General features: G+C 68.0%; 16 protein-coding genes. 11 read left to right on the top strand and 5 right to left on the bottom strand.

The window, feature by feature from the left end; translation table 11 throughout:
• Window positions 1–43: 43 nt before the first annotated feature.
• Complete coding sequence (gene pglW / locus OG870_RS13710) at window positions 44–4768, top strand: BREX system serine/threonine kinase PglW (protein WP_327690914.1); 4725 nt, start codon at window positions 44–46, stop codon at window positions 4766–4768.
• Window positions 4765–8391, top strand: coding sequence for a BREX-2 system adenine-specific DNA-methyltransferase PglX (gene pglX / locus OG870_RS13705; protein WP_327690913.1), 3627 nt, complete (start codon window positions 4765–4767; stop codon window positions 8389–8391). Before pglW ends, pglX begins: the two co-directional genes overlap by 4 nt.
• Here pglX and OG870_RS13700 read toward each other — a convergent pair.
• On the bottom strand, window positions 8318–8905 hold the full coding sequence (locus OG870_RS13700; protein ID WP_443063461.1) for an ATP-binding protein: 588 nt from the start codon (window positions 8903–8905) through the stop codon (window positions 8318–8320). The genes pglX and OG870_RS13700 overlap by 74 nt on opposite strands.
• Before the next feature lie 191 nt (window positions 8906–9096).
• Between OG870_RS13700 and OG870_RS13695 the strand changes: the two genes are divergently transcribed.
• Both OG870_RS13695 and OG870_RS13690 read left to right on the top strand, forming a co-directional pair.
• Window positions 9097–9927, top strand: a complete 831-nt coding sequence (locus tag OG870_RS13695) for a helix-turn-helix domain-containing protein (protein ID WP_327690911.1) — start codon at window positions 9097–9099, stop codon at window positions 9925–9927.
• Window positions 9924–10127, top strand: a complete 204-nt coding sequence (locus tag OG870_RS13690) for a DUF397 domain-containing protein (protein WP_266585082.1) — start codon at window positions 9924–9926, stop codon at window positions 10125–10127. The genes OG870_RS13695 and OG870_RS13690 overlap by 4 nt, the downstream gene beginning before the upstream one ends.
• 75 nt (window positions 10128–10202) lie before the next feature.
• Here the strand turns inward: OG870_RS13690 and OG870_RS13685 are convergent, their stop codons facing one another.
• Together OG870_RS13685 and OG870_RS13680 are read right to left on the bottom strand one after the other, a co-directional pair.
• The gene (locus OG870_RS13685) at window positions 10203–11054 is read right to left on the bottom strand and encodes a helix-turn-helix domain-containing protein (protein ID WP_327690910.1); all 852 of its coding nucleotides are present in this window, start codon (window positions 11052–11054) and stop codon (window positions 10203–10205) included.
• 10 nt (window positions 11055–11064) lie between these two features.
• Complete coding sequence (locus tag OG870_RS13680; protein WP_266585085.1) at window positions 11065–11817, bottom strand: DUF6879 family protein; 753 nt, start codon at window positions 11815–11817, stop codon at window positions 11065–11067.
• A gap of 176 nt (window positions 11818–11993) precedes the next feature.
• On the opposite strand from OG870_RS13680, the gene OG870_RS13675 reads away from it, so the two are divergent.
• From OG870_RS13675 to OG870_RS13655, 5 genes are all read left to right on the top strand, one after another.
• Window positions 11994–12188 (top strand): hypothetical protein, encoded by a 195-nt coding sequence (locus OG870_RS13675; protein ID WP_327690909.1) that lies wholly within the window; start codon window positions 11994–11996, stop codon window positions 12186–12188.
• Between the two features lie 6 nt (window positions 12189–12194).
• Window positions 12195–12431, top strand: a complete 237-nt coding sequence (locus OG870_RS13670) for a hypothetical protein (RefSeq protein ID WP_327690908.1) — start codon at window positions 12195–12197, stop codon at window positions 12429–12431.
• 203 nt (window positions 12432–12634) lie between these two features.
• Window positions 12635–13135, top strand: a complete 501-nt coding sequence (locus OG870_RS13665) for a hypothetical protein (protein ID WP_327690906.1) — start codon at window positions 12635–12637, stop codon at window positions 13133–13135.
• Window positions 13136–13206: 71 nt separating this feature from the next.
• On the top strand, window positions 13207–13863 hold the full coding sequence (locus OG870_RS13660) for a class I SAM-dependent methyltransferase (protein WP_327690905.1): 657 nt from the start codon (window positions 13207–13209) through the stop codon (window positions 13861–13863).
• Window positions 13864–14264: 401 nt separating this feature from the next.
• Window positions 14265–15140 (top strand): hypothetical protein, encoded by an 876-nt coding sequence (locus OG870_RS13655; RefSeq protein ID WP_266585094.1) that lies wholly within the window; start codon window positions 14265–14267, stop codon window positions 15138–15140.
• 116 nt (window positions 15141–15256) lie between these two features.
• Here the strand turns inward: OG870_RS13655 and OG870_RS13650 are convergent, their stop codons facing one another.
• Both OG870_RS13650 and OG870_RS13645 read right to left on the bottom strand, forming a co-directional pair.
• The gene (locus OG870_RS13650; RefSeq protein WP_266585096.1) at window positions 15257–15895 is read right to left on the bottom strand and encodes a DUF6879 family protein; all 639 of its coding nucleotides are present in this window, start codon (window positions 15893–15895) and stop codon (window positions 15257–15259) included.
• Complete coding sequence (locus OG870_RS13645; protein ID WP_266513328.1) at window positions 15888–16157, bottom strand: hypothetical protein; 270 nt, start codon at window positions 16155–16157, stop codon at window positions 15888–15890. The genes OG870_RS13650 and OG870_RS13645 overlap by 8 nt, the downstream gene beginning before the upstream one ends.
• A gap of 228 nt (window positions 16158–16385) precedes the next feature.
• On the opposite strand from OG870_RS13645, the gene OG870_RS13640 reads away from it, so the two are divergent.
• Both OG870_RS13640 and OG870_RS13635 read left to right on the top strand, forming a co-directional pair.
• Window positions 16386–16796: a hypothetical protein gene (locus OG870_RS13640; protein WP_327690903.1), complete on the top strand. Its 411-nt coding sequence runs from the start codon at window positions 16386–16388 to the stop codon at window positions 16794–16796.
• Entirely contained in the window at window positions 16793–18931 is a 2139-nt protein-coding gene (locus OG870_RS13635) for a tetratricopeptide repeat protein (protein ID WP_327690902.1), read from the top strand. The genes OG870_RS13640 and OG870_RS13635 overlap by 4 nt, the downstream gene beginning before the upstream one ends.
• The last annotated feature ends 163 nt before the right edge of the window (window positions 18932–19094 follow it).

Below are 19094 nucleotides of genomic sequence, written 5' to 3'. Positions count from 1 at the left end.
GGGGAACGGCGGCCGCTGAAGGCACGAGGAGCGGGGAACAGGCATGCGGGAAGGCCGGTGGGTCACGGTCACCGAGTCCGAGTTCGATCACGAACGCCGCGGCCTGGAGGCGATCCGGGAGCAGCTGCCGGACTCCGACCCCTGGCGTGCCTGGTCGAACTTCACCTTCACCGCGAACACCGGTCACGTCCGGGAAGTCGACCTCCTGGTCGTCACTCCCGGCGGCGTCTGCATGATCGAGCTGAAGGACTGGCACGGCTCGGTCACGTCCGAGAACGGCACCTGGGTGCAGACCACACCCGGCGGCCGCCGCCGTACGCACGGCAACCCGCTGCACCTGGTCAACCGCAAGGCCAAGGAACTCGCCGGCCTGCTTGCGCTGCCCGGCAACAAGCGGGTCTGGGTCGCAGAGGCCGTCTGCTTCACGGACAACAGCCTCCGCGTACGGCTGCCCGCCCACGACCAGAACGGCGTCTACACCGTCCACCAGCTCGTCGAGATGCTGGGGCAGCCCCCGCGCGACGAGCGGCGCCGTATCACCGCGATCGGCTCGCGCGAGATCGAGGCGGCCCTCAAGAACATCGGCATCCGCAAGAGCGACGCGCAGTACAAGGTCGGCCCGTACGACCTGGAGCGGAAGTCCTTCGACTCCGGTCCCACCTGGGCGGACTACCTCGCCCGCCACAGCGACCTCCCCGAGGCCGCCCGCGTCCGCATCTACCTCAGCGAGCGAGGCTCGGACGCTTCCCTGCGCCAGTCCGTCGAGAACGCCGCCCGGCGCGAAGCCGCGGTGCTGGGCCGTTTCAAGCACCCGGGCGTGGTCGAACTCAAGCAGTACTTCCCCTCCGGACACGCGGCCGGCCCCTCCCTCATCTTCGACTACCACCCGGACACCCTGAAGCTGGACGAGTACCTGGTCCAGTACGGCGAGAAGCTGGACATCCTCGGCCGGATGGCACTCGTCCGCCAGCTCGCCGAGACCATGCGCTCCGCGCACTCCAGCCGCATCCACCACCGGGCGCTCGCCGCCCGCTCCGTGCTCGTCGTCCCCCGGCCGCGCGGCAGGAAGGGCCGGGCCGTCGGGGAGGAGGCCGCCTGGCTCACCCCGCACCTCCAGATCTCCGACTGGCAGATCGCCACCCAGCGCAGCGGCGACTCCTCCCAGGGCCAGGGCATGACCCGCTTCGCGCCGACCGCCCTGTCCGCGATGCACCTGGCCGACGACGCCGACGCCTACCTCGCCCCCGAACTCACCGCCCTCAACCCCGACCCGGTCCACCTCGACGTGTACGGGCTCGGCGTCCTCACCTACCTCCTCGTCACCGGCAAGGCCCCGGCCGCCAGCCAGGCCGAGCTGCTGGCCCGACTGGAGGCGGGGGAGGGCCTGCGCCCCAGCTCCCTGGTGGACGGCCTGTCGGAGGACGTGGACGAGCTGGTCCAGGCCGCCACCGCCTACCGGCCGGGCCAGCGCCTGTCCAGCGTGGACGAGTTCCTGGAGCTGCTGGAGGTCGTCGAGGACTCCCTCACCGCCCCGGCCCAGGCGGCCATCGCTACGGAGGGGCCGGCCGACGAGGACGACGGGACCACCGCCGACAAGGACCCGCTGGAGGCCGTCGCCGGTGACGTGTTCGCCGGCCGGTGGGAGATCCGCCGCCGCCTCGGCACGGGCTCCACCAGCCGCGCTTTCCTTGTCCGCGATCTGCAGGCCGAAGCCCGCAGGACCCGCCCGCTGGCCGTGCTGAAGGTCGCCCTCTCCGACAGCCGCAGCGAGATCCTCGCCCGCGAGGCCGAGGCCATGGGACGCCTGCGCCCCCACTCCGGCATCATCCGCCTCGTCGAACCCGAGCCGCTGCACATCGGCGGCCGTACCGTCCTGGCACTGGAGTACGTCGGCGACGAGCGCGACGACAACGGACAGAGCACCGAGGGCGGGGGCCGCCCGCGCCGCCGTGAGGAGACGGTCGCCCGCCAGCTCCGCGACAACGGCCGCCTCCAGGTGGACCAGTTGGAGGCGTACGGCGACTACCTCTTCGGAGCCGTCGACTTCCTGGAGGGCGAGGGCGTCTGGCACCGCGACATCAAGCCCGACAACATCGCCATCCGCATCCGCCCCAACCGCACCCGCGAACTCGTCCTCATCGACTTCTCCCTCGCCGGCTACCCGGCGAAGAGCACCAACGCGGGCACCGACGGCTACCTCGACCCCTTCGTCGACGTCATCACCCGCGGCTCGTACGACTCGCACGCCGAGCGGTACGCCGTCGCCGTCACCCTGCACCAGATGGCCTCCGGCGAGCTGCCCAAGTGGGGCGACGGCAGTGTCCTGCCGCGTATGACCGACGCGAAGGAGTGGCCGTACCCGACCATCGCGGCCGAGGCCTTCGACCCGGCCGTACGGGACGGTCTCGTCGCCTTCTTCCAGAAGGCCCTGCACCGCGACGCCGGCAAGCGGTTCCCCGAGCTGAAGCCGATGCGGGACGCCTGGCGGAAGGTCTTCCTCGACGCCTCCCAGACCGTCCCGTCCAGCCACCGTTCACGCCACCCGGCCCCCGCGACCGCAGGGGAGGGGACACCCGCCGAGGGCGCCGCCGCGGTGGCGATCGCGGACGCCGAGCCGGAGACCGCCGAGCAGCAGCGCGACCGCCTCGCCGCCGAGGTCACCCGCGACACCCCGCTGACCGTCTCCGGCCTCACGCCCGCCGCCCAGTCCTTCCTCTACGGCCTCGGCATCACCACGGTCGGCGAACTGCTCGACTACAGCCGCCGCAAGCTCGTCAACGCCCCCGGCCTCGGCGCCAAGACCCGCAACGAAGTCCAGCAGCGTCAGCGCGAGTGGGGCGAGCGGCTGCGCGAGATCCCCGTCTCGCCGCTGACGCCGAAGGGCCGCGCGGAGGCCAAGGAGGAGCTGGAGCAGCTCACCGCCGCCGAGTCGGCCCTCGTCGGCGAACTCGCCACGGGCGCCTCGGCGGGCGCGCTGTCCCCCCGCACGCTCCGCTCCGTCAGCCTCGACACCCTCGCCACCGTCTTCGTGCCCGCCGTCAACAACAACGGCTCCAACCGCAACAAGGCGGAGATGGTACGGCTGTTGCTGCGCCTGCCCGACGAGCACGGCGTGCTGCCCGACATCGGGGTCTGGCCGAAGCAGAAGGACGTCGCGGACGCGCTCGCCCTGAGCCACGGCCGTATCCCGCAGATGCTCAAGGACGAGCGCAAGCGGTGGAAGGCGGAGCCCGCCGTCCAGGCACTGCGCGAGGAGATCATCGACCTCCTGGCGAGCATGGGACGGGTCGCTTCGGCGGTGGAGATCGCGGATGCCTTGGCGGTCCGGCGCGGCACGCATCTCGCGGGGCGCGAGCAGCGGCGGGCGATGGCGCTGGCGGCCGTACGGGCCGTGGTCGAGGGCGAGCAACTGCTGCCGCAGGAAGCCGAGTTCCAGCACCAGCCGAACCGCAAGGCGACGGACGAGTCCCTGGGCGCCGGCCTGCTCGCCCTCGATGTACGGGAGAACGACGGCCCGGACACCCCGACCGCGCCCGGCCTGCTGGAGTACGCGACCCGCCTCGGCAAGACGGCCGACCGCCTCGCCAAGCTGGACACCCTGCCGACGGCGGCGACCGTCCTGGCCGAACTGGGCGCGCTGACGGTGCCACCGGGCGCGGTGGACTGGGACGAGCGGCGCATGGTGGAGCTGGCGGCTGCCGCATCCGTGAACGCCGCCGCCACACCGCGCCTGGAGATCTACTCGCGGGACCTGTCGCTGGTCAGGGCGTTGCGCCTCACACAGGCGGGGCTCGTCCGCTGGATCCCGGGTATGCCGGAGGGACAGCAGCCGGGGCTGACCGGCGAGGCCGTGCACGAGCGGGTCCGTGCTCGCTTCCCGGAGATGGTCGTCCCCGACGGGCGTGGCGGCACACACCACGAACTGCCGACGGGCGGCCCGCTCACCAAGGCGCTGCGCGACGCCGGCTTCGAACTGTCGCTCAGCATGCACGAACGCGAGGGCGTGCTGCGCTACTTGCCGACGCGGGTGGACGACGCGTCGAGCTATCTGACGACGGGTGCGTGGCGCCAGTCGACGCGTACGGGTGCGGTGACCCGGTACGCCGACGACCCGCAGCTCGCGGGCGCGGTACGCGCGGAGGAACGGCTGCTCGCGTCGGCCCGCCGGGACGGGTACCGGGTGCTGACCGTACGGCAGCAGCTGGTGCGGGACGCGCTGCGGGAATTGGGTGCCGGGCGGCTGGGCACGGATGCGGTGTCGGTGACCGAGCTGTTCCTGGAGGCCCTGCACGCGCAGGTCACGCCGGGCACCAAGCCCACCTGGGAGACCCTGCTCAAGGCGGACGCCGCCGAGCCGGGTTCGAAGGGTGCGGTGCGGTTCGCGGAGTACGTGCGGACGGCGTGGGGTGCGGTGGAGCCCCGGATCACGGAGCTGCTGGGCAACGGGGGCGGGGGCGGGGCCGGCCCTGTTGGTCCCGCCGGTCCTGTGCTGCTGACGGAGGCCGGGGTGTTCGCGCGCTACGACGCGATGGGCGTCCTGGACCGGCTGGCGTCGGCGGCCCGGCGGGGCGGGCGGGGACTGTGGCTCCTGGTCCCGCAGAGCGATCCCTCGCGCGAGCCCCGGCTCGGGCAGGTGGCCGTGCCGTACCAGGCCGGCCTGGGCGAGTGGATTCAGCTTCCGGACACGTGGGTGGGCAACGCCCATCGCGGGTCCGGCGAGGTTGTGGCTAGTGCTGGTGCCAGTGGTGTCGAGGGAGACGTCAAGTGATCGACCGCAAGGCTCTGTTGAACGACCTGAAGCAGCAGGTCAAGGCGGTCGAGACCGACCTCGGGCGACAGGTGAAGGCGCTGGGCGATGTCGGCGCGCGTCTGAAGTCCGAGTACGACCAGGCACGCAAGCTGGGTCGTACGGCGGCGACGTGGACCTCGTGGCTGGACGAGCGGGTCACACAGGTCGCGGTGGCGTGGGTGCTGGGGACTGTGTTCGTACGGTTCTGCGAGGACAACCGCCTGATCCCGGAGCCGTACCTGACGGGGCCGGACGGCGACCGGCGGGAGTTGGCGGAGTCTCGGTACGACGCGTATGTGGAATCGGACGAGGATCCGACGTACCGGGGGTGGCTGGAGAAGGCGTTCGAGGAGTTGGGGCAGGGGCAGGCGGGGCGGCTGCTTTTTGATGAGCGGCATAATCCGCTGTACCAGGTTCCGCTGTCGCACGACGGTGCGCGGGAGTTGGTCGAGTTCTGGCGGGGGAGGGATGAGGGGGGTTTCCTTGTCCATGACTTCACCGACCCGCTGAACGAGGACGGTACGGAGGGCTGGGACACCCGGTTCCTGGGGGATCTGTACCAGGACCTGAGTGAGGCTGCGCGGAAGACGTACGCGCTGCTCCAGACGCCGGAGTTCGTGGAGGAGTTCATCCTCGACAGGACGATGAATCCGGCTGTGCGGGAGTTCGGATACGAGGAACTGAAGATGATCGACCCTACTTGTGGGTCGGGGCACTTTGTGCTGGGGGCGTTTCGGCGGTTGGTGCGGTTGTGGGGGGAGGGGCAGCCGGGGCGAGATGCGCATGAGCGGGTGCGGGCTGCGCTGGACTCAGTGCACGGGGTGGACATCAATCCGTTCGCGGTGGCTGTTGCTCGGTTCCGGTTGCTGGTTGCGGCGATGGCGGCGGGTGAGGTGCGGACGCTGGCGGAGGCGGCGAAGTACGAGTGGCCGATTCATTTGGCGGTGGGGGACTCGCTGATCAAAGCCCGCCGCTCTCAGCAGGGCAACCTGTTCGGCGGGGTGGACGAGGACCTCGCGGACGAACTGGCCGAGTTCAAGTACGCCACGGAGGATGTGCACCTGCACCCGGAGATCCTGCGGCCGGGGCGGTATCACGTGGTGGTGGGGAACCCGCCGTACATCACGGTCAAGGACAAGACGCTTAACGAGCTGTATCGGGAGATGTATCCGGCGTGTTCTGGCAAGTATGCCTTGTCGGTTCCGTTCGCTCAGCGTTTCTTCGAGCTGGCTAAGCGCGGGGACGCTACGGGACATGGCTATGGAATGGTTGGCCAGATCACCGCAAACTCTTTTATGAAGCGTGAGTTTGGGACCAAGCTTATCGAGCAATATTTCGGTCACGCAGTGGAGTTGACTGAGGTAATTGACACCTCGGGAGCCTACATCCCAGGGCATGGCACGCCGACTGTCATTCTCGTGGGAAGGCAGCGAGGCGGAGACGGGCGATCGCCCGTCATCCGGACGGTTCGTAGTGTCCAGGGCGAGCCGTCTGTGCCAGGCAACGCCGAGGACGGGTTGGTTTGGCAGGCGATTGTGGCGCAAATCGACATGCCTGGTTCGGTTAGCCAGTGGGTATCAGTAGATGATCTTGCACGAGGGAAGTACTTCGGGCGTCAGCCGTGGATTTTGGCCGATGGTGGACTTGAGATGGTCGAGCGGCTCGACGAAGCTTGCGCGACCAAACTTTCTTCCTTGACCAGTCGACTCGGGGTCTTTGGCATGACAAACGCTGACGACATCATGTTGACGACTCGAGCAGCTTGGGTGCGACGTGGGGCAGAGGAATCCTTCGGTAAGGATCTGGTGCTCGGTGATGAATTGCGAGACTGGGTGCGAGATGGTGACACTTATAGCTTCTTTCCGTACACCGAGGACCTGATGCTTCGTGAGCTGCCTCATGCTTCCCAAGCGTACAAATGGTTGTGGCCGGCGCGAACCACGATGGGGAATCGTGCCACCTTCTCAAAGGGGACGTATTTTACGGATGGTCGACGGTGGTATGAATGGCACCAAACCACTCCAAGTCCCGGTGCCCATGATTGGACGATCAATTTTGCATTTGTTGCCACGCATAACCACTTCGTTTTGGACCGGGGTGGGAAGGTGTTCAAACAGTCGTCTCCGGTGATTAAGTTGCCGAAGGGGGGGAGCGAGGAGGGGTACCTGCAGTTGTTGGGACTACTTAACAGCTCGGCTGCTGGGTTTTGGCTGAGGCAAGTGAGTCAACCCAAGGCTGGAGGCGGCAACGGGCGCGGCATGCAGGATGAGGCGTGGGAAGAGCGCTATGAGTTCACGGGAACTAAGTTGGAGCGTTTCCCTGTTCCTGCCGAGTGCCCTGCCGCTCTAGCCACGGCCCTCGACAACCTCGCCCAGCATCTAGCGGTCAACAGCCCCGCTGCCTTGGTCGCTGATGGCGCCCCTACGGCACGCGCCCTTCGCGAAGCTAGGGCTAAGTGGGAATCCACTCGCGCTCGGATGCTGGCCCTTCAAGAGGAGCTGGACTGGCAAGTCTACTTCCTGTATGACCTTTATCCTGAGGATCTTCGCGTCTCCGATAATTCCGATGACCCTGACATCCCGGAACTCGCACTAGGCGAACGCTCCTTCGAAATTGTACTCGCGCGGCAAGTCAGGCGGGGGGAACAGGAGACGGCATGGTTTGCCCGTCATGGGTCCACCCCGATTACCGAGATTCCGTCTCACTGGCCCGCCGAGTATCGTGAGGTCGTTCAGAAGCGCATCAACGCCATTGAATCGTCTCGTGCCATTAGTGCGGTCGAGCGCCCTGAGTACAAGCGCCGTTGGGCCGCTGAAGGCTGGGATGCTATGCAGGAGAAGGCCCTCCGCTCCTGGCTGCTCGACCGTATGGAGAACCGCAACTTCTGGTTCGACGAGAACGGTCAGTCCATCATCCTCACCTTGGCCCGCCTTACCGAAGCGCTCTCCCGCGACGAGGACTTCGTCTCCGTCGCTAAGCTCTACGCGCCTCGCAAGGAACTCGCGAAGGTTGTCGCCGAGCTGATCACCGACGAGCACGTGCCGTTTCTCCCTGCCCTGCGCTACAAGCCCTCCGGGCTGAAGAAGCGCGCCGACTGGGAAGAGGTGTGGGACCTCCAGCGCAAGGAGGACGCCGCGCCCGACGAGCCCGCCAAGCGGAAGATCCGGGACTCCATCCCCGTGCCACCGAAGTACACCTCGGCCGACTTCCTGCGCGTCTCCTACTGGAAGGCGCGCGGCAAGCTCGACGTGCCGAAGGAGCGGTTCATCTCCTACGGGCAGACCAACGCCGCCACCCCCGAGCTGTACGGGTGGGCCGGCTGGGACCACCGGGAGCAGGCGCAGGCCCTCGCGACGTACTTCACCAACACCGCGCTGTCCACCGAGGAGATCACGCCGTTCCTCGCCGGCCTGCTGGAACTCCAGCCGTGGCTGTCCCAGTGGCACAACGAGTTCGACATGCTCTACAGCGGCTCTCCGGCGGACTTCTTCGCCGGTTACCGCCAGCAGAAGCAGGGCGAACACGGACTCACGGATGACGATCTCCGTAACTGGCAGCCCCCGGCCGCAACCCGAGGCCGTCGCGTGGCAGTGAAGAAGTAGCCGGAAACGACTCGGTGTTGTGCTCGTACGCCGATACCGAGTCGGTCGGACAAGGGGCCGCCGCCTGGTAAGTGGGCGGGCGGCTTCCGGTCGGTACGCGCAGCTGCGCCCATACCGTTTTGCCGGGGGCGGCCAGGCGAGGAGTGACGCCCCAGTCGTCCGCGAGGGCGGCGACGAGGAGCAGGCCCCGGCCGGACTCGGATGCGGTGTCGGGGTTCGGGGGAGTGGACGGGGGCTGTTTCTCGGCACGGGTGTCGGTCACCTCGATGCGGAAGGTGCCCTCGGCCAGGGTGAGTTGGAGGTGGAAGTCCCGGCCGGGGACGTGGCCGTGTCGTACGGCGTTGGCGGTGAGTTCCGCCGTGATGAGGGTGAGCGTCTCGTTGATCGGGGTCGCGTACGAGTGGCCCCAGTCGTTCAGGCGGTGTGAGACGAGTCGGCGGGCGAGGCGGGCACCGCGTGGGGTTGAGGTGAAGCGCATGGTGAACTCGCGTTCGGGTGCGCGGTGTTGTGGCATATGCCCGTTCGGGGGAGTTGCTGACTTCATGAGGTCAACGGTTGCGGACACTGCGTAGCGTTGAACAGGAGCGATGCTCTGACGGGTACGGGCTGTACACGCGGGCCGTGCGCTTGTACGTGGTGTTGGGCGTGACCGGTTCCCAGGCTCCGAGTTCGCTGACTGGGCGGTTGTACGAGAGGAGCTGCGGAGTGGACGTCGAGGTTCAGCAGCCGGAGTACGAGGTCGGGACGGGCATTCTCTATGTGTTCGGGCGGCAGTTGAAGCTGTTCCGGGAGCGGGCGGGGATGGACCGCGCGAAGCTCGGGTCGCTGACCGGGTACTCGGCCTCGACGATCGCGTCGTTCGAGCAGGCGAGACGTATCCCGCCGCCGAAGTTCATCGACCAGGCGGATGAAGTGCTGGGGGCGGGTGGGGTGTTGAGCGCGAGCAAGGAGGAGGTGGCTCGGGCTCAGTATCCGGCGTTCTTCCGGGATGCGGCCAAGTTGGAGGCCGAGGCAGTCGAGCTTTACGTGTATGACACCCACGTGGTCAACGGCCTGTTGCAGACAGAGGAGTACACGCGGGCTCTGCTGGGGATGCGGCGTCCACTGCTGGACGAGGCGACCATCGAGCAGCGCGTTGCAGCGCGACTCACACGACAGGAGATCTTCGACAGGTGGCCTGCCCCGCTGCTGAGCTTCGTCATGGAGGAGCCGGTTGTAGGGCGGCCGCTCGGCGGCGAGCAGGTGTGGCGCGGACAGCTTGAGCAGCTGCTTTTGCTCGGCCAGAAGCGGAACGTCGAGCTTCAGGTGATGCCGCTCGACCGCGAGGACAATGCTGGTGTGGATGGCGCGTTCACCTTGCTGATGCCGAGGCAGGGGCAACAGGTCGGTTACATGGAGGCTCAAGGTCGGAGCACGCTGGTCACCGAGCGAGATGCGGTCCATGCGCTGTCCGCGCGCTATGGGATTATCCGAGCGCAGGCTCTCACTCCGAGTGAGTCCCTGGCCTTCATCGAGAAGCTGTTGGGAGAGAGATGAACGCTGAAGCAAAGCGCGGTCCCACGCCTGCGCTTGTCTGGGTCAAGAGCAGCTACAGCGGCGCTGAGGGCGGTCAGTGCGTCGAAGTTGCCGCTGCCCCGGCCAGGGTCCACGTCCGCGACTCAAAGGACACAACCCGCGCCGCACTCGCCGTAGAACCCACGGCGTGGACCGCGTTCGTCGAGTTCGCGGCCCTCTGACAGCGGCAGGGCCCCTGGGCAGGCGTGTGCTTACCCAGGGGCCCTGCGCACATCCCAACGGGAGCTTGAGCCCCCTCAACGCGAGTTCAAGGCTCGGCGGGCCGAGTTGATGAGGTTGTGGGCGTCGGCCTCATGCACCGCCGACTCGCTGAGGGTCTTCCAGACCTTCTTGTACAAGGCGATGTTGTCGGCGTCGTCCAGCCACAGTTCGGCGTGCCAGTCCTCGGCGACGACCAGCCGGTCATCGAGCACCCAGAAGCCGTTGGCAGGCACGATCTTGACGGACGCCGTGAAGGGGATGACACCCAGCTCGACCGTGTCCATACCGATCATGCCGCTGAGACGGTCGAGTTGGCTCGCCAGCACCGCGGGCGGGCAGATCAGCGACCGCAACGCGGCCTCCCACATCAACACGTGCAGCCTGCGGCCGGACCGGTACAGCCATTCCTGGCGCTGTACCCGAGAGCGGACGGCTGCCTCGATGTCGCCGGGTCCGTCCAGCAGCTCCGCATACCGCTGGATGACGTGCCGGGCGTACTCCGGGGTCTGCAGCAGTCCGGCGATCACCGACTCCTCCCAGACCCACATGTCCGAGGTGCGGTCGATCTCGGCGCTCAGCCCCTCGTGAAGGGGCTTGAAGCCGTTCGCCAGCGCTCGACGCCATGACCTGATGTGCGACTCGAACCCGGCCAGCCGGGCAGCGAGTTCGGGGTATACCCCCGGCTGCCCGGTCGCGTCGGCCCACGCCCTCAGATCCTCGGGGGTGGCCGTCTGCTTGCCGTTCTCCAGCTTGCTGACCTTGGAGCCCGGCCAGCCGAGTCGCTGCGCGAGCTGCTGACCGGTGAGCCGACCACCAGGGCACAGGAAACGGAGCTCGCGCAGCCGCGCCCCCAACGCCACCCGTGCCTGCTGGTAGTCAGTGCTCACCTGTCACGCGCTATTCGGTCGTGGCCACCTGCGTGGCGAACTGGTCGCGCGGGATTGCGTGGTGCGTCGCTGCGTCGCGCACGATGGCGTACCGCACGACCTCAGCCGGTTCGGTGATCAGCTCGATGTCGAGCAGGTTGTCCTCGTCGTCGAAGTGCAGCAGGGCGACCAGCCGTGAATCGAAGATCCAGAAGTCCTCGGCGGGTAGGCCGGCCCGCGCGGCGTCCTCGCGCCACAGGTACCGGATGTCTTCGCCGAAGGTGGCGTTGTGCCGGGCGTAGTCGAGCAGGAACAGCTGTTCCGTGGTGGGCGGGTTGTCGGCGATGCGGACACGGCCGACCGTCTTACCGGCGCCCGTCTGGGCCTTGATGTTGACGAACCAGGGTTCGTCGGGGTCGCAGGGTGACGAGCCGGTGGCCAGGAACGCCTGAAAGTCGGGGTCCTGTCGGTCCGACGCGTAACCGCGCCGCGTCTCCAGCCGCCAGGCGGTGTGCTCGAAGGTCTCGAACAGGCGGCGGAAGGTGGCCCGGTCCACGAGTTCCGGCACTCGCTCCATCTCCTTCGGTCCCCAGTTCACGAGCAGTTCGCGCGGCACGGCCACCGCTGCCTCGCTGACTCCGAAGTGCTGGAGCTGTGCGAGGTCTTCGGGGGCGGTGACGGGCGTGCCCTGAACGATGATCTCGCCGGTGCCTTCGTCCGTGTGCAGGGCGGGGCAACCGTCGACCTTGCTGTCCGTGCCGGTGAAGCGCAACCGACGCGCCATGGACGTTCCTCCCTTTCGCGGGGTGTTGATCCCATCAGCATGGTCGGGGGTCCGGGCCTGGCACTACGGGGTCAGGCAGGGCTCAGGGGAAAACACCAGCAATCTTGGGCGCGAGGCGAGCAAATTCGAGAAAACAGCATACCGCCAGTCAACGTCCCGCTTCTAGCGTCCTGCTCATGGCCTCGAAAGAACGGAACAACGTCGACCCGCACGCGGCGGCGGAGACGTTGAGAGCGGCGCTGTCCGATGTCGGGCTCGTCCTGCCCTCGCTGAGGGTCGACCCTGCCTCCCCCACGCTGCGGCTCATTGAGCTGGGGCGGGTGCGCTCCGACGTGGCCGCCCGCCTGGCCGAAGCGATCCGACGGGGGTGACGCGTGATGCCTGAGGAACAGCAGCCGGAGGGCGCGCTGGTCGTCGACACCGAGCGCGACAGGCTCGGCTACGTCATGGGTCACCTCGGACGGGTCGTGCAGCTTCGGCCGGTGACGGGCGGACGCGAGTGGGGCGTCGACCCTGCTCGCGTCCGCCGTGCAACGGACGAGGAGCGGCAGCAGGCCATGCGGGAGCGAACCCGTGCTCTGAACTCGGCAAGCAGTGGCGGGGTCTTCTCGTGACCACTCCGGACACCTCGACCATGTCTGCTGAATGGGCAACCGCCAGGGCTCCACCCAGCCGCCCGCTCCAGCCAGGTCACCCAGTAGTCCTCGCTGGAACGGGATCCTCAAAGGCGCCCGCGCCGCGCTTTCAGCCGGGACAGGCTGACAGGCGGGGCGGGCTCGAACCGGTACGACACGAGCTGTCTTCGAAGGAGTAGTCCATGACCGCCACACTCGACCGGCCCGTGAGCACCCGCACACGGGACCCGAAGGAACTCCTCAACGCCGTTCAGCCCCGCATCAAGCACCTGACGATCAACGTGCTGGACGGCGACATGACCCTGTGGGACCGCGAGGTGGCTCTGCTGCTGCGCGACCACACGATGGTCCGCGACATGGCCGAGCGGATCCTCGGCAACGCGGTCATGTACACCATCGGCTGCATGGAGCACCCGGAGGTCCACCTCGGGGTCGGCAAGCTCGTCGACATCGGTGTTCACCAGCTCATCCTTGACACTCCCGTGTGGTGGGCCCTCTGCGACGCGTACAACGAGGGTCGCTACAAGCACCACGCCCCGTTCATCCAGCGCCGTCGCGACGGTCTGTGCCTGCGTACGGCGGGCTTCCTGAACTCCATCGGCTTCGACATCGACAAGGAGCTGTGGGCGATCGACGGCACGGACTGCTCGCCGTGCGACAACAAGGTCCCTGACAGCCACTGAACAGTCCTACGCTGGCCCCTGTCCTCGGTCCCCAGGAGGACAGGGGCCAGCCTTTGCGAAGAGGAATCGACTTGCCCGCACAACACGACATCGCTGCCGAGACGGAGCTGTGGGACACCTTCGCCGCTTCCGCTTTCAAGGAAGACGCGGAGCCGGGGTTCTGCTGGACCCAGTACGCCGGTCACGGACCCGGCCCGGAGCTGCTGGGCGACTCGCGCTCCGTGCTGGAGATCGGCTGCGGCACCGGCCGCGCCCTCGCCCACCTTGCTGAGCGCGGCATCGCCGCTCGGGGTGTCGACCTGTCTCCCGTCATGGTCGAGAAGACCACCACGAAGTGGGCCGGTACCGGTGCGGAGTTCGTGTGCTGCGAGGTGCTGGAGTACCTGAGCGGGCACGAGAAGGTGTACGACGCGGTCTACTCGATCTTCGGTGCCGCATGGTTCACCGACCCGGGCCGTCTCTTCCCCCTTGTCCGCCAACGGCTCAGGCCCGGTGGCGTGTTCGTGTTCTCGCAGCCGCCGGCCATCCCCGGTGCGTACGGGCCGCAGGGCATGTACAAGGGAGGTTTCGCCGGAAAGGCGATGTTCACCTACCGCTACAGCTACCGCCCGGCCGTCTGGGAGCGCCTGCTCACGCGGGCCGGGTTCGCCACGGCCGACGCGCGGGTCCTCGACGCGCCTCAGCCTGGGCACATCGGGACGCTCCTTGTCCGCGCGGTCGCTCCGTGACGGACACGGTCGAGCGTGTCTTTGTGCTTCGATCCGCGACGGCTGGTCCGAGGAGTCGGCGGGCGAGGCGGGCCCCGCGTGGAGTTGAGGTGAAGCGCATGGTGAACTCGCGTTCGGATGCCGGACGCTGTGGCATGTGCCGAGGGCCCTGCGCATGTCCGCCTCCGCAGGACCTTCAGCAGCCCTGGCGCCTCGCTCACCGGGTGTCGCGCCGGCGCTGGCTGCCACCGCGATCAACGTCCGCCCAGAGACGCGCGGTTCGCGACGGCGGTCGCCTTCCTGGGCGACGATCTACATCGTGATGGACCCAGCCCTCACGCCACCGACACCCACATCAGGAGGCCCCAACTGGGCATACAAAGCCCGCCCCTTGGGGCGCAAAGTTACTGTAAGTTTCTGCTATGAAACAGGGCAAAGGCATCGAGAACCCCGAGTCGCGCTTCTCCGCGGTGCTGCTGGCGGCAGCAAAGCTTCCGGGTGTGCGTATCAACAGGGAGGCGTACCTCCGAAGTGCGCTGGCTCGCCACTGCTCCGAGGACGACATCCGGAGAGCGATAGAAGAGACCCCTGCTGCTGCGGGCATCCCTGTTGAGGTTCTCGACAAGGTGGCCAATGACTCCATCCGCTTCGAAACCGGCAAGGTCAGCGCTCTCTCCGCCGCTGCCGGGATCCCCGGCATCCTCGCCCTTCCCGCCACTGTGCCCGCCGACCTGGCCCAGTACTTCGGCCACATGGTGCGTATCGCGCAGAAACTCGCCTACCTCTACAGCTGGCCCGACCTGTTCTCCGACGACGGCGATGACGTCGACGACGCGACCATGGGGGTGCTCACGCTGTTCTTCGGCGTGATGTTCGGCACCCAGTCGGCGAACGCCGCTGTGGGGAAGGTCGCGGGGATGATGTCGGAGCAGGCCGTCAAGAAGCTGCCTCAGAAGGCACTCACCAAGGGCCTCATCTATCCCATCGTCAAAAAAGTCGCAGCCTACCTCGGCGTCAAGATGACAAAGGATTCCTTCGCGAAGAGCGTCTCGAAGGCCATCCCTCTCGTTGGGGCCGTTGTCTCCGGCGGGCTCACTCTTGCGACCTACCTTCCGATGGCCAAGAGGCTCAAGAAGCACCTCTCCAGCCTGCCGCTGGCGGACCCGTCGCACCGAGTGATGGATGGGGAAGTCGTGGACGGCGAAGTCGTGGAAGACCACGAGTCTTTCGCCACCCCACACGCCGAACAGCACGGCGCAGACGCCCCTGCCATCAAGCTGGAGGAACCCCAGTCTTGACACCGCCAGCGCACTCCTCACCCCCGACGGGGTGGCCGATGCGACGGGCGTTCTCCTCATCGCCGGGCGGGGTGATCTGTTGGCATGAGGGCTCGCTCGTCATCCCGCCCCGCTGATCACCGCGAACCGCGAACACCCGTCGGAGCACCGGACACCCGGGGCGGGGCCAGGGTGACGATCTCCCGGTCGAAGAAATCGTGGAATCCCTCACCGCGCTCATAGAGTGCATCGAATCCGGCGTTCGTTTCCCGGATCAGCGAGTGGTCGGTGTAACGGTTGGCTCCGGCCGCATTTCCGTCCTCGTCGTAAACGACCTCATACATGGCTACATCGCCGAGAATCACTACCTCTGGAACTGGGCGAGTCCGCTCGATGTGCGAAATATCGCGAGCGTCGAGAACCTTGATGTCGTCGCCCACGTCCACGCGTACGCGCAGGACGAACAACTCCCATTGCACATACGGCGTGACCGGGAATTCCACGACGCGAAGGCGGCGGTGCCTGACCCCCAGTCGCGACGCCTGGCGGAGTTCCTCGGCGTACTCCTCGCGCCTCTCCTCGGCCAGGGACAGCGCCCCCTCCCAGTCGCCGTCGGCGAAGGCCTCCCAGCTCGGGAAGCCGCGCTCCTTGAAGTGCTGGCCGCGCTCAAGCTTGTTGAGGAAGCCGATCCCACTGCTGTAGACCCGGCCCAAGTCCGCGTGGTACGTGGGGCGATCCAGGCGTTCGGAGGCGCGGCCGGGGAAGGAATCAAACACTGGGGATGTCCGGCTTCGCCGCGATGAGCATGTTCCGGGGGATGACTACGAGGCGTTCGTCCGACCCGATCGAGACCCCGTCGGGAAGGTTCCTTCCGAGTGACTGCGTCAGATCCCGGCCGATGACAGCGATGTCGCCGTTCGTGAGTTCCCAGATGTCAGGGCAGTCAGGAGTTCCGGTTGTGTTACCGAGCTCCTGGGGAGTCTTTCCCAGGCGCTGTTTGAAACCTGTGTCCGGATCTGCTTCCCATGGCCTGGCCATTTCCGTCGCCCCCTCGATCGATCGGGATGTCTCACTGTAGCGTGCAACTTACCCGCCTGATCATGTGTTAGAACCAGCTCGAAGGGGTAATGGCGAGGATTGATTCCTCCTTGTCTCATGCCGCTCAGGGCTGGAATGATAATGATCGGAAAGAAAATCACGCAAACGCCTGACAGGTGACACTTCCCATCTGTGCTGTCGGATAATCAGGTGAACGGAGGGGCGGCTGTGGACCCAGAAGTGACCTTGCTCGCACAGAGCGCGGGGACCACCTTGGTCGCGTTGATGGCGACCGATGCCTGGCACCGTGTGCGTGACGGGATCACACAGCTCTGGCGTCGGACGCAACCCGAGCGCGCCGAGACCGTCGCCGCCGAGTTGGAGGCCGGTCGCGAGCAGGTGCTGGCCGCCGTGGCGGCGGACGACCAGGAGACCCTGGACGAACTCCGCCTTCAGTGGCAGGGGTTGGTGCGGCGGCTGCTCGTCGCCCGGCCCGACGCCGTCGAGGAACTGCGCGCACTGCTGGACCGACTCGATCCCGGTGGCTCGGCCGCCCGGCAGTTCACCCAGCACGCGACCGCGTCCGGTCAGGCCCGGGTCTACCAAGCGGGACGTGACCAGCACATCGCAGAGCGATGACGGGTGGGACGGACGGCCACGCCGAGGACCAGGGACGTGTCTACCAGTCGCGGGGCGACCAGCACATCAGCGAACACCACCACCACTCCGGCGGTGACGGGCCGGAGCACGGCGGACCGGACTCGGTGCGACGCCCGGCGGTCGGCCGGTCCCCCGTCGCGCTGCGCGACCGCAGCGAGGTGATGGAACACCTGCGGGCGAGCGTCGAGGCGGAGCGCGGCGGCCAGGTCTACGTGCTGTACGGCATGGGCGGCTCGGGCAAGACGGCGGTCGCCTGCGCCCTCTTCCAGGAGGTCACCGCAGAACAGGGCCGGGTGGGCCTGTGGGTCAACGCCTCCGACCGTGCGAGCCTGCGCGCCGGCATGCTCGCCGTTGCCGCCGACCGAGGAGCGGGCGACGGCGAACTGCTCGCCGCACGCAACGGCCTCAGACCTGCCGCCGATCTCGTCTGGACGTATCTCGACCGTTCCGCCGAACCCTGGTTACTGGTCCTGGACAACACCGACGAGCCGGAGATCCTGCGGGACGGCAACTGGCTGCGCACCAGCCCGCGCGGCACCGTCCTGGTGACCACACGGCGAGCGGCGGCCCGGTGGTGGCCGGGCGCCGAGCTGCAGTACATCGGCGTACTGCCCCGAGAGGACGCCGCGCTCGTGCTGCGCGATCTCGCACCGCACAGCGGTACGACGGAGCAGGCGGCACGGGTCGCGGACCGGCTCGGGCGGCTGCCCCTCGCCCTCACCCTGGCGGGCGGCTTCCTCTCCCACCAGGTGCTCGACCCCTGGACGATGGACGCCTACGGGGACCAGCTCGACGGAGACGAACGGGTCCAGCTGATCGACCGGGGAGCCGACGCGCTGTCCGAAGCGGACCCCCGGCATCTGGTCGGCCTGACCTGGCAGCTGACCCTCGACGCGTTCGGAGCGCGCGGGCTGCCCGAAGCGGCGGCCCTGCTCAGACTGCTGGCCCGGTTCGCTGCCGAGCCGCTGCCGCTGACCCTGCTCAACCACGCCGGCATCGGCGCCGTACTGCCTCGTGCCCGAACCGAGACAGCCCTCAGAGCACTCCTCGACCAGTCGCTGTCCGAACTCGTCGATGCCGCCGGCGCGCGCTGCGTACAGAGTCACGGCATCCTGCTCGACAGCGTCTCGGCGGCGACCCCCGCGGACCTGGTGCCCGCCCTCGACACGACAGCCGTCCGGCTGCTCGACGCGGCCGTGCCCGGCGTACCCGACGCGGGGCCGCACGATCCGCGACTGCGCCTGCTGGTACCCCACGCGCTGGCCCTGCTGCGGCACATCGGTGGGCCGTCCGCCGCCGACGCCCTGGCCGTCGCGACGCGGCTGTCGGTCGCCCTGCACCGGACCGGTGACTACCTCTCCGCCTGGGAGACCGCCCGAAGCGCGGCGGACCTCGCACAGCGACTCCTCGGCGCGGACCACCGTACGGTCCTCGCCGCCCGCTCCAGGGCAGGGCGGGCACTGTTCCGGCTGGGCAGGTACGCCGAAGCCGAAGCGGCGCTCCGCGCGGTCCGGGGCGCCCAGGAGCGCCTGTTCGGCGCCGACGACCCCGACACCGCGGACAGCGGCTACGGACTTCAGCTCGTGCTGGCGAACCTCGGCAGACGCGAGGAATCCGTCGCGCTGCTCCGCGACACCGTCGCCGGGCGGCGCTCGGCGCTGGGCCCCACGCATCCGCTGACCCTGCGGGCCCGCGCCAGCCTGCTGGAGATGCTGCCCGCCGCCGAAGTGGTCACCGAGGAAGGCGGCACACTGCTCACGCTGCCGTCGGAATGCGATCGGTCCCTCGGCCCCGACCACACCGTGACACTGGGAGCCCGGCACAACCACGCGTGGGCGCTGTACCTCCTGGGCCGCTTCGACGAGGCCGACCGCGAGATCCGGCGGGTCGCCGAGACGTATGTGCGGCGCTTCGGGCCCGAGTACCCGATCGTGCTCGCCGCCCGGCAACTCCTCTCCCGGACCCGGGCCGCGCTCGGACACGTGGAGGAGGGGATCGCGCTGATGACCGACGTCGTGGAGCGGCGGCAACACGGCCTGGGCCCCGAACACCCCTTCACGGTCGCGAGCCGACAACTGCTGGACGCCTACCGGACAGGGCGATGGCGGCCGTAGCGCCTACGACGGGGCGTGAGCGGCCCGCACGGACGGTGCGCGAGGGTATACGCCACGGGGTCGACGGGAGTACCGATGTAGGGTGCTATGCGCAGGCCGTACGGGTGACGTTCAGTACGAGGGGGACGAAAGTGCAGACGCCGAGAACCCGTCTACGTTGACC

Source organism: Streptomyces sp. NBC_00461 (assembly GCF_036013935.1).
Taxonomy (GTDB): Bacteria; Actinomycetota; Actinomycetes; order Streptomycetales; family Streptomycetaceae; genus Streptomyces.
This window is presented reverse-complemented; position numbering and strand designations above follow the sequence as displayed.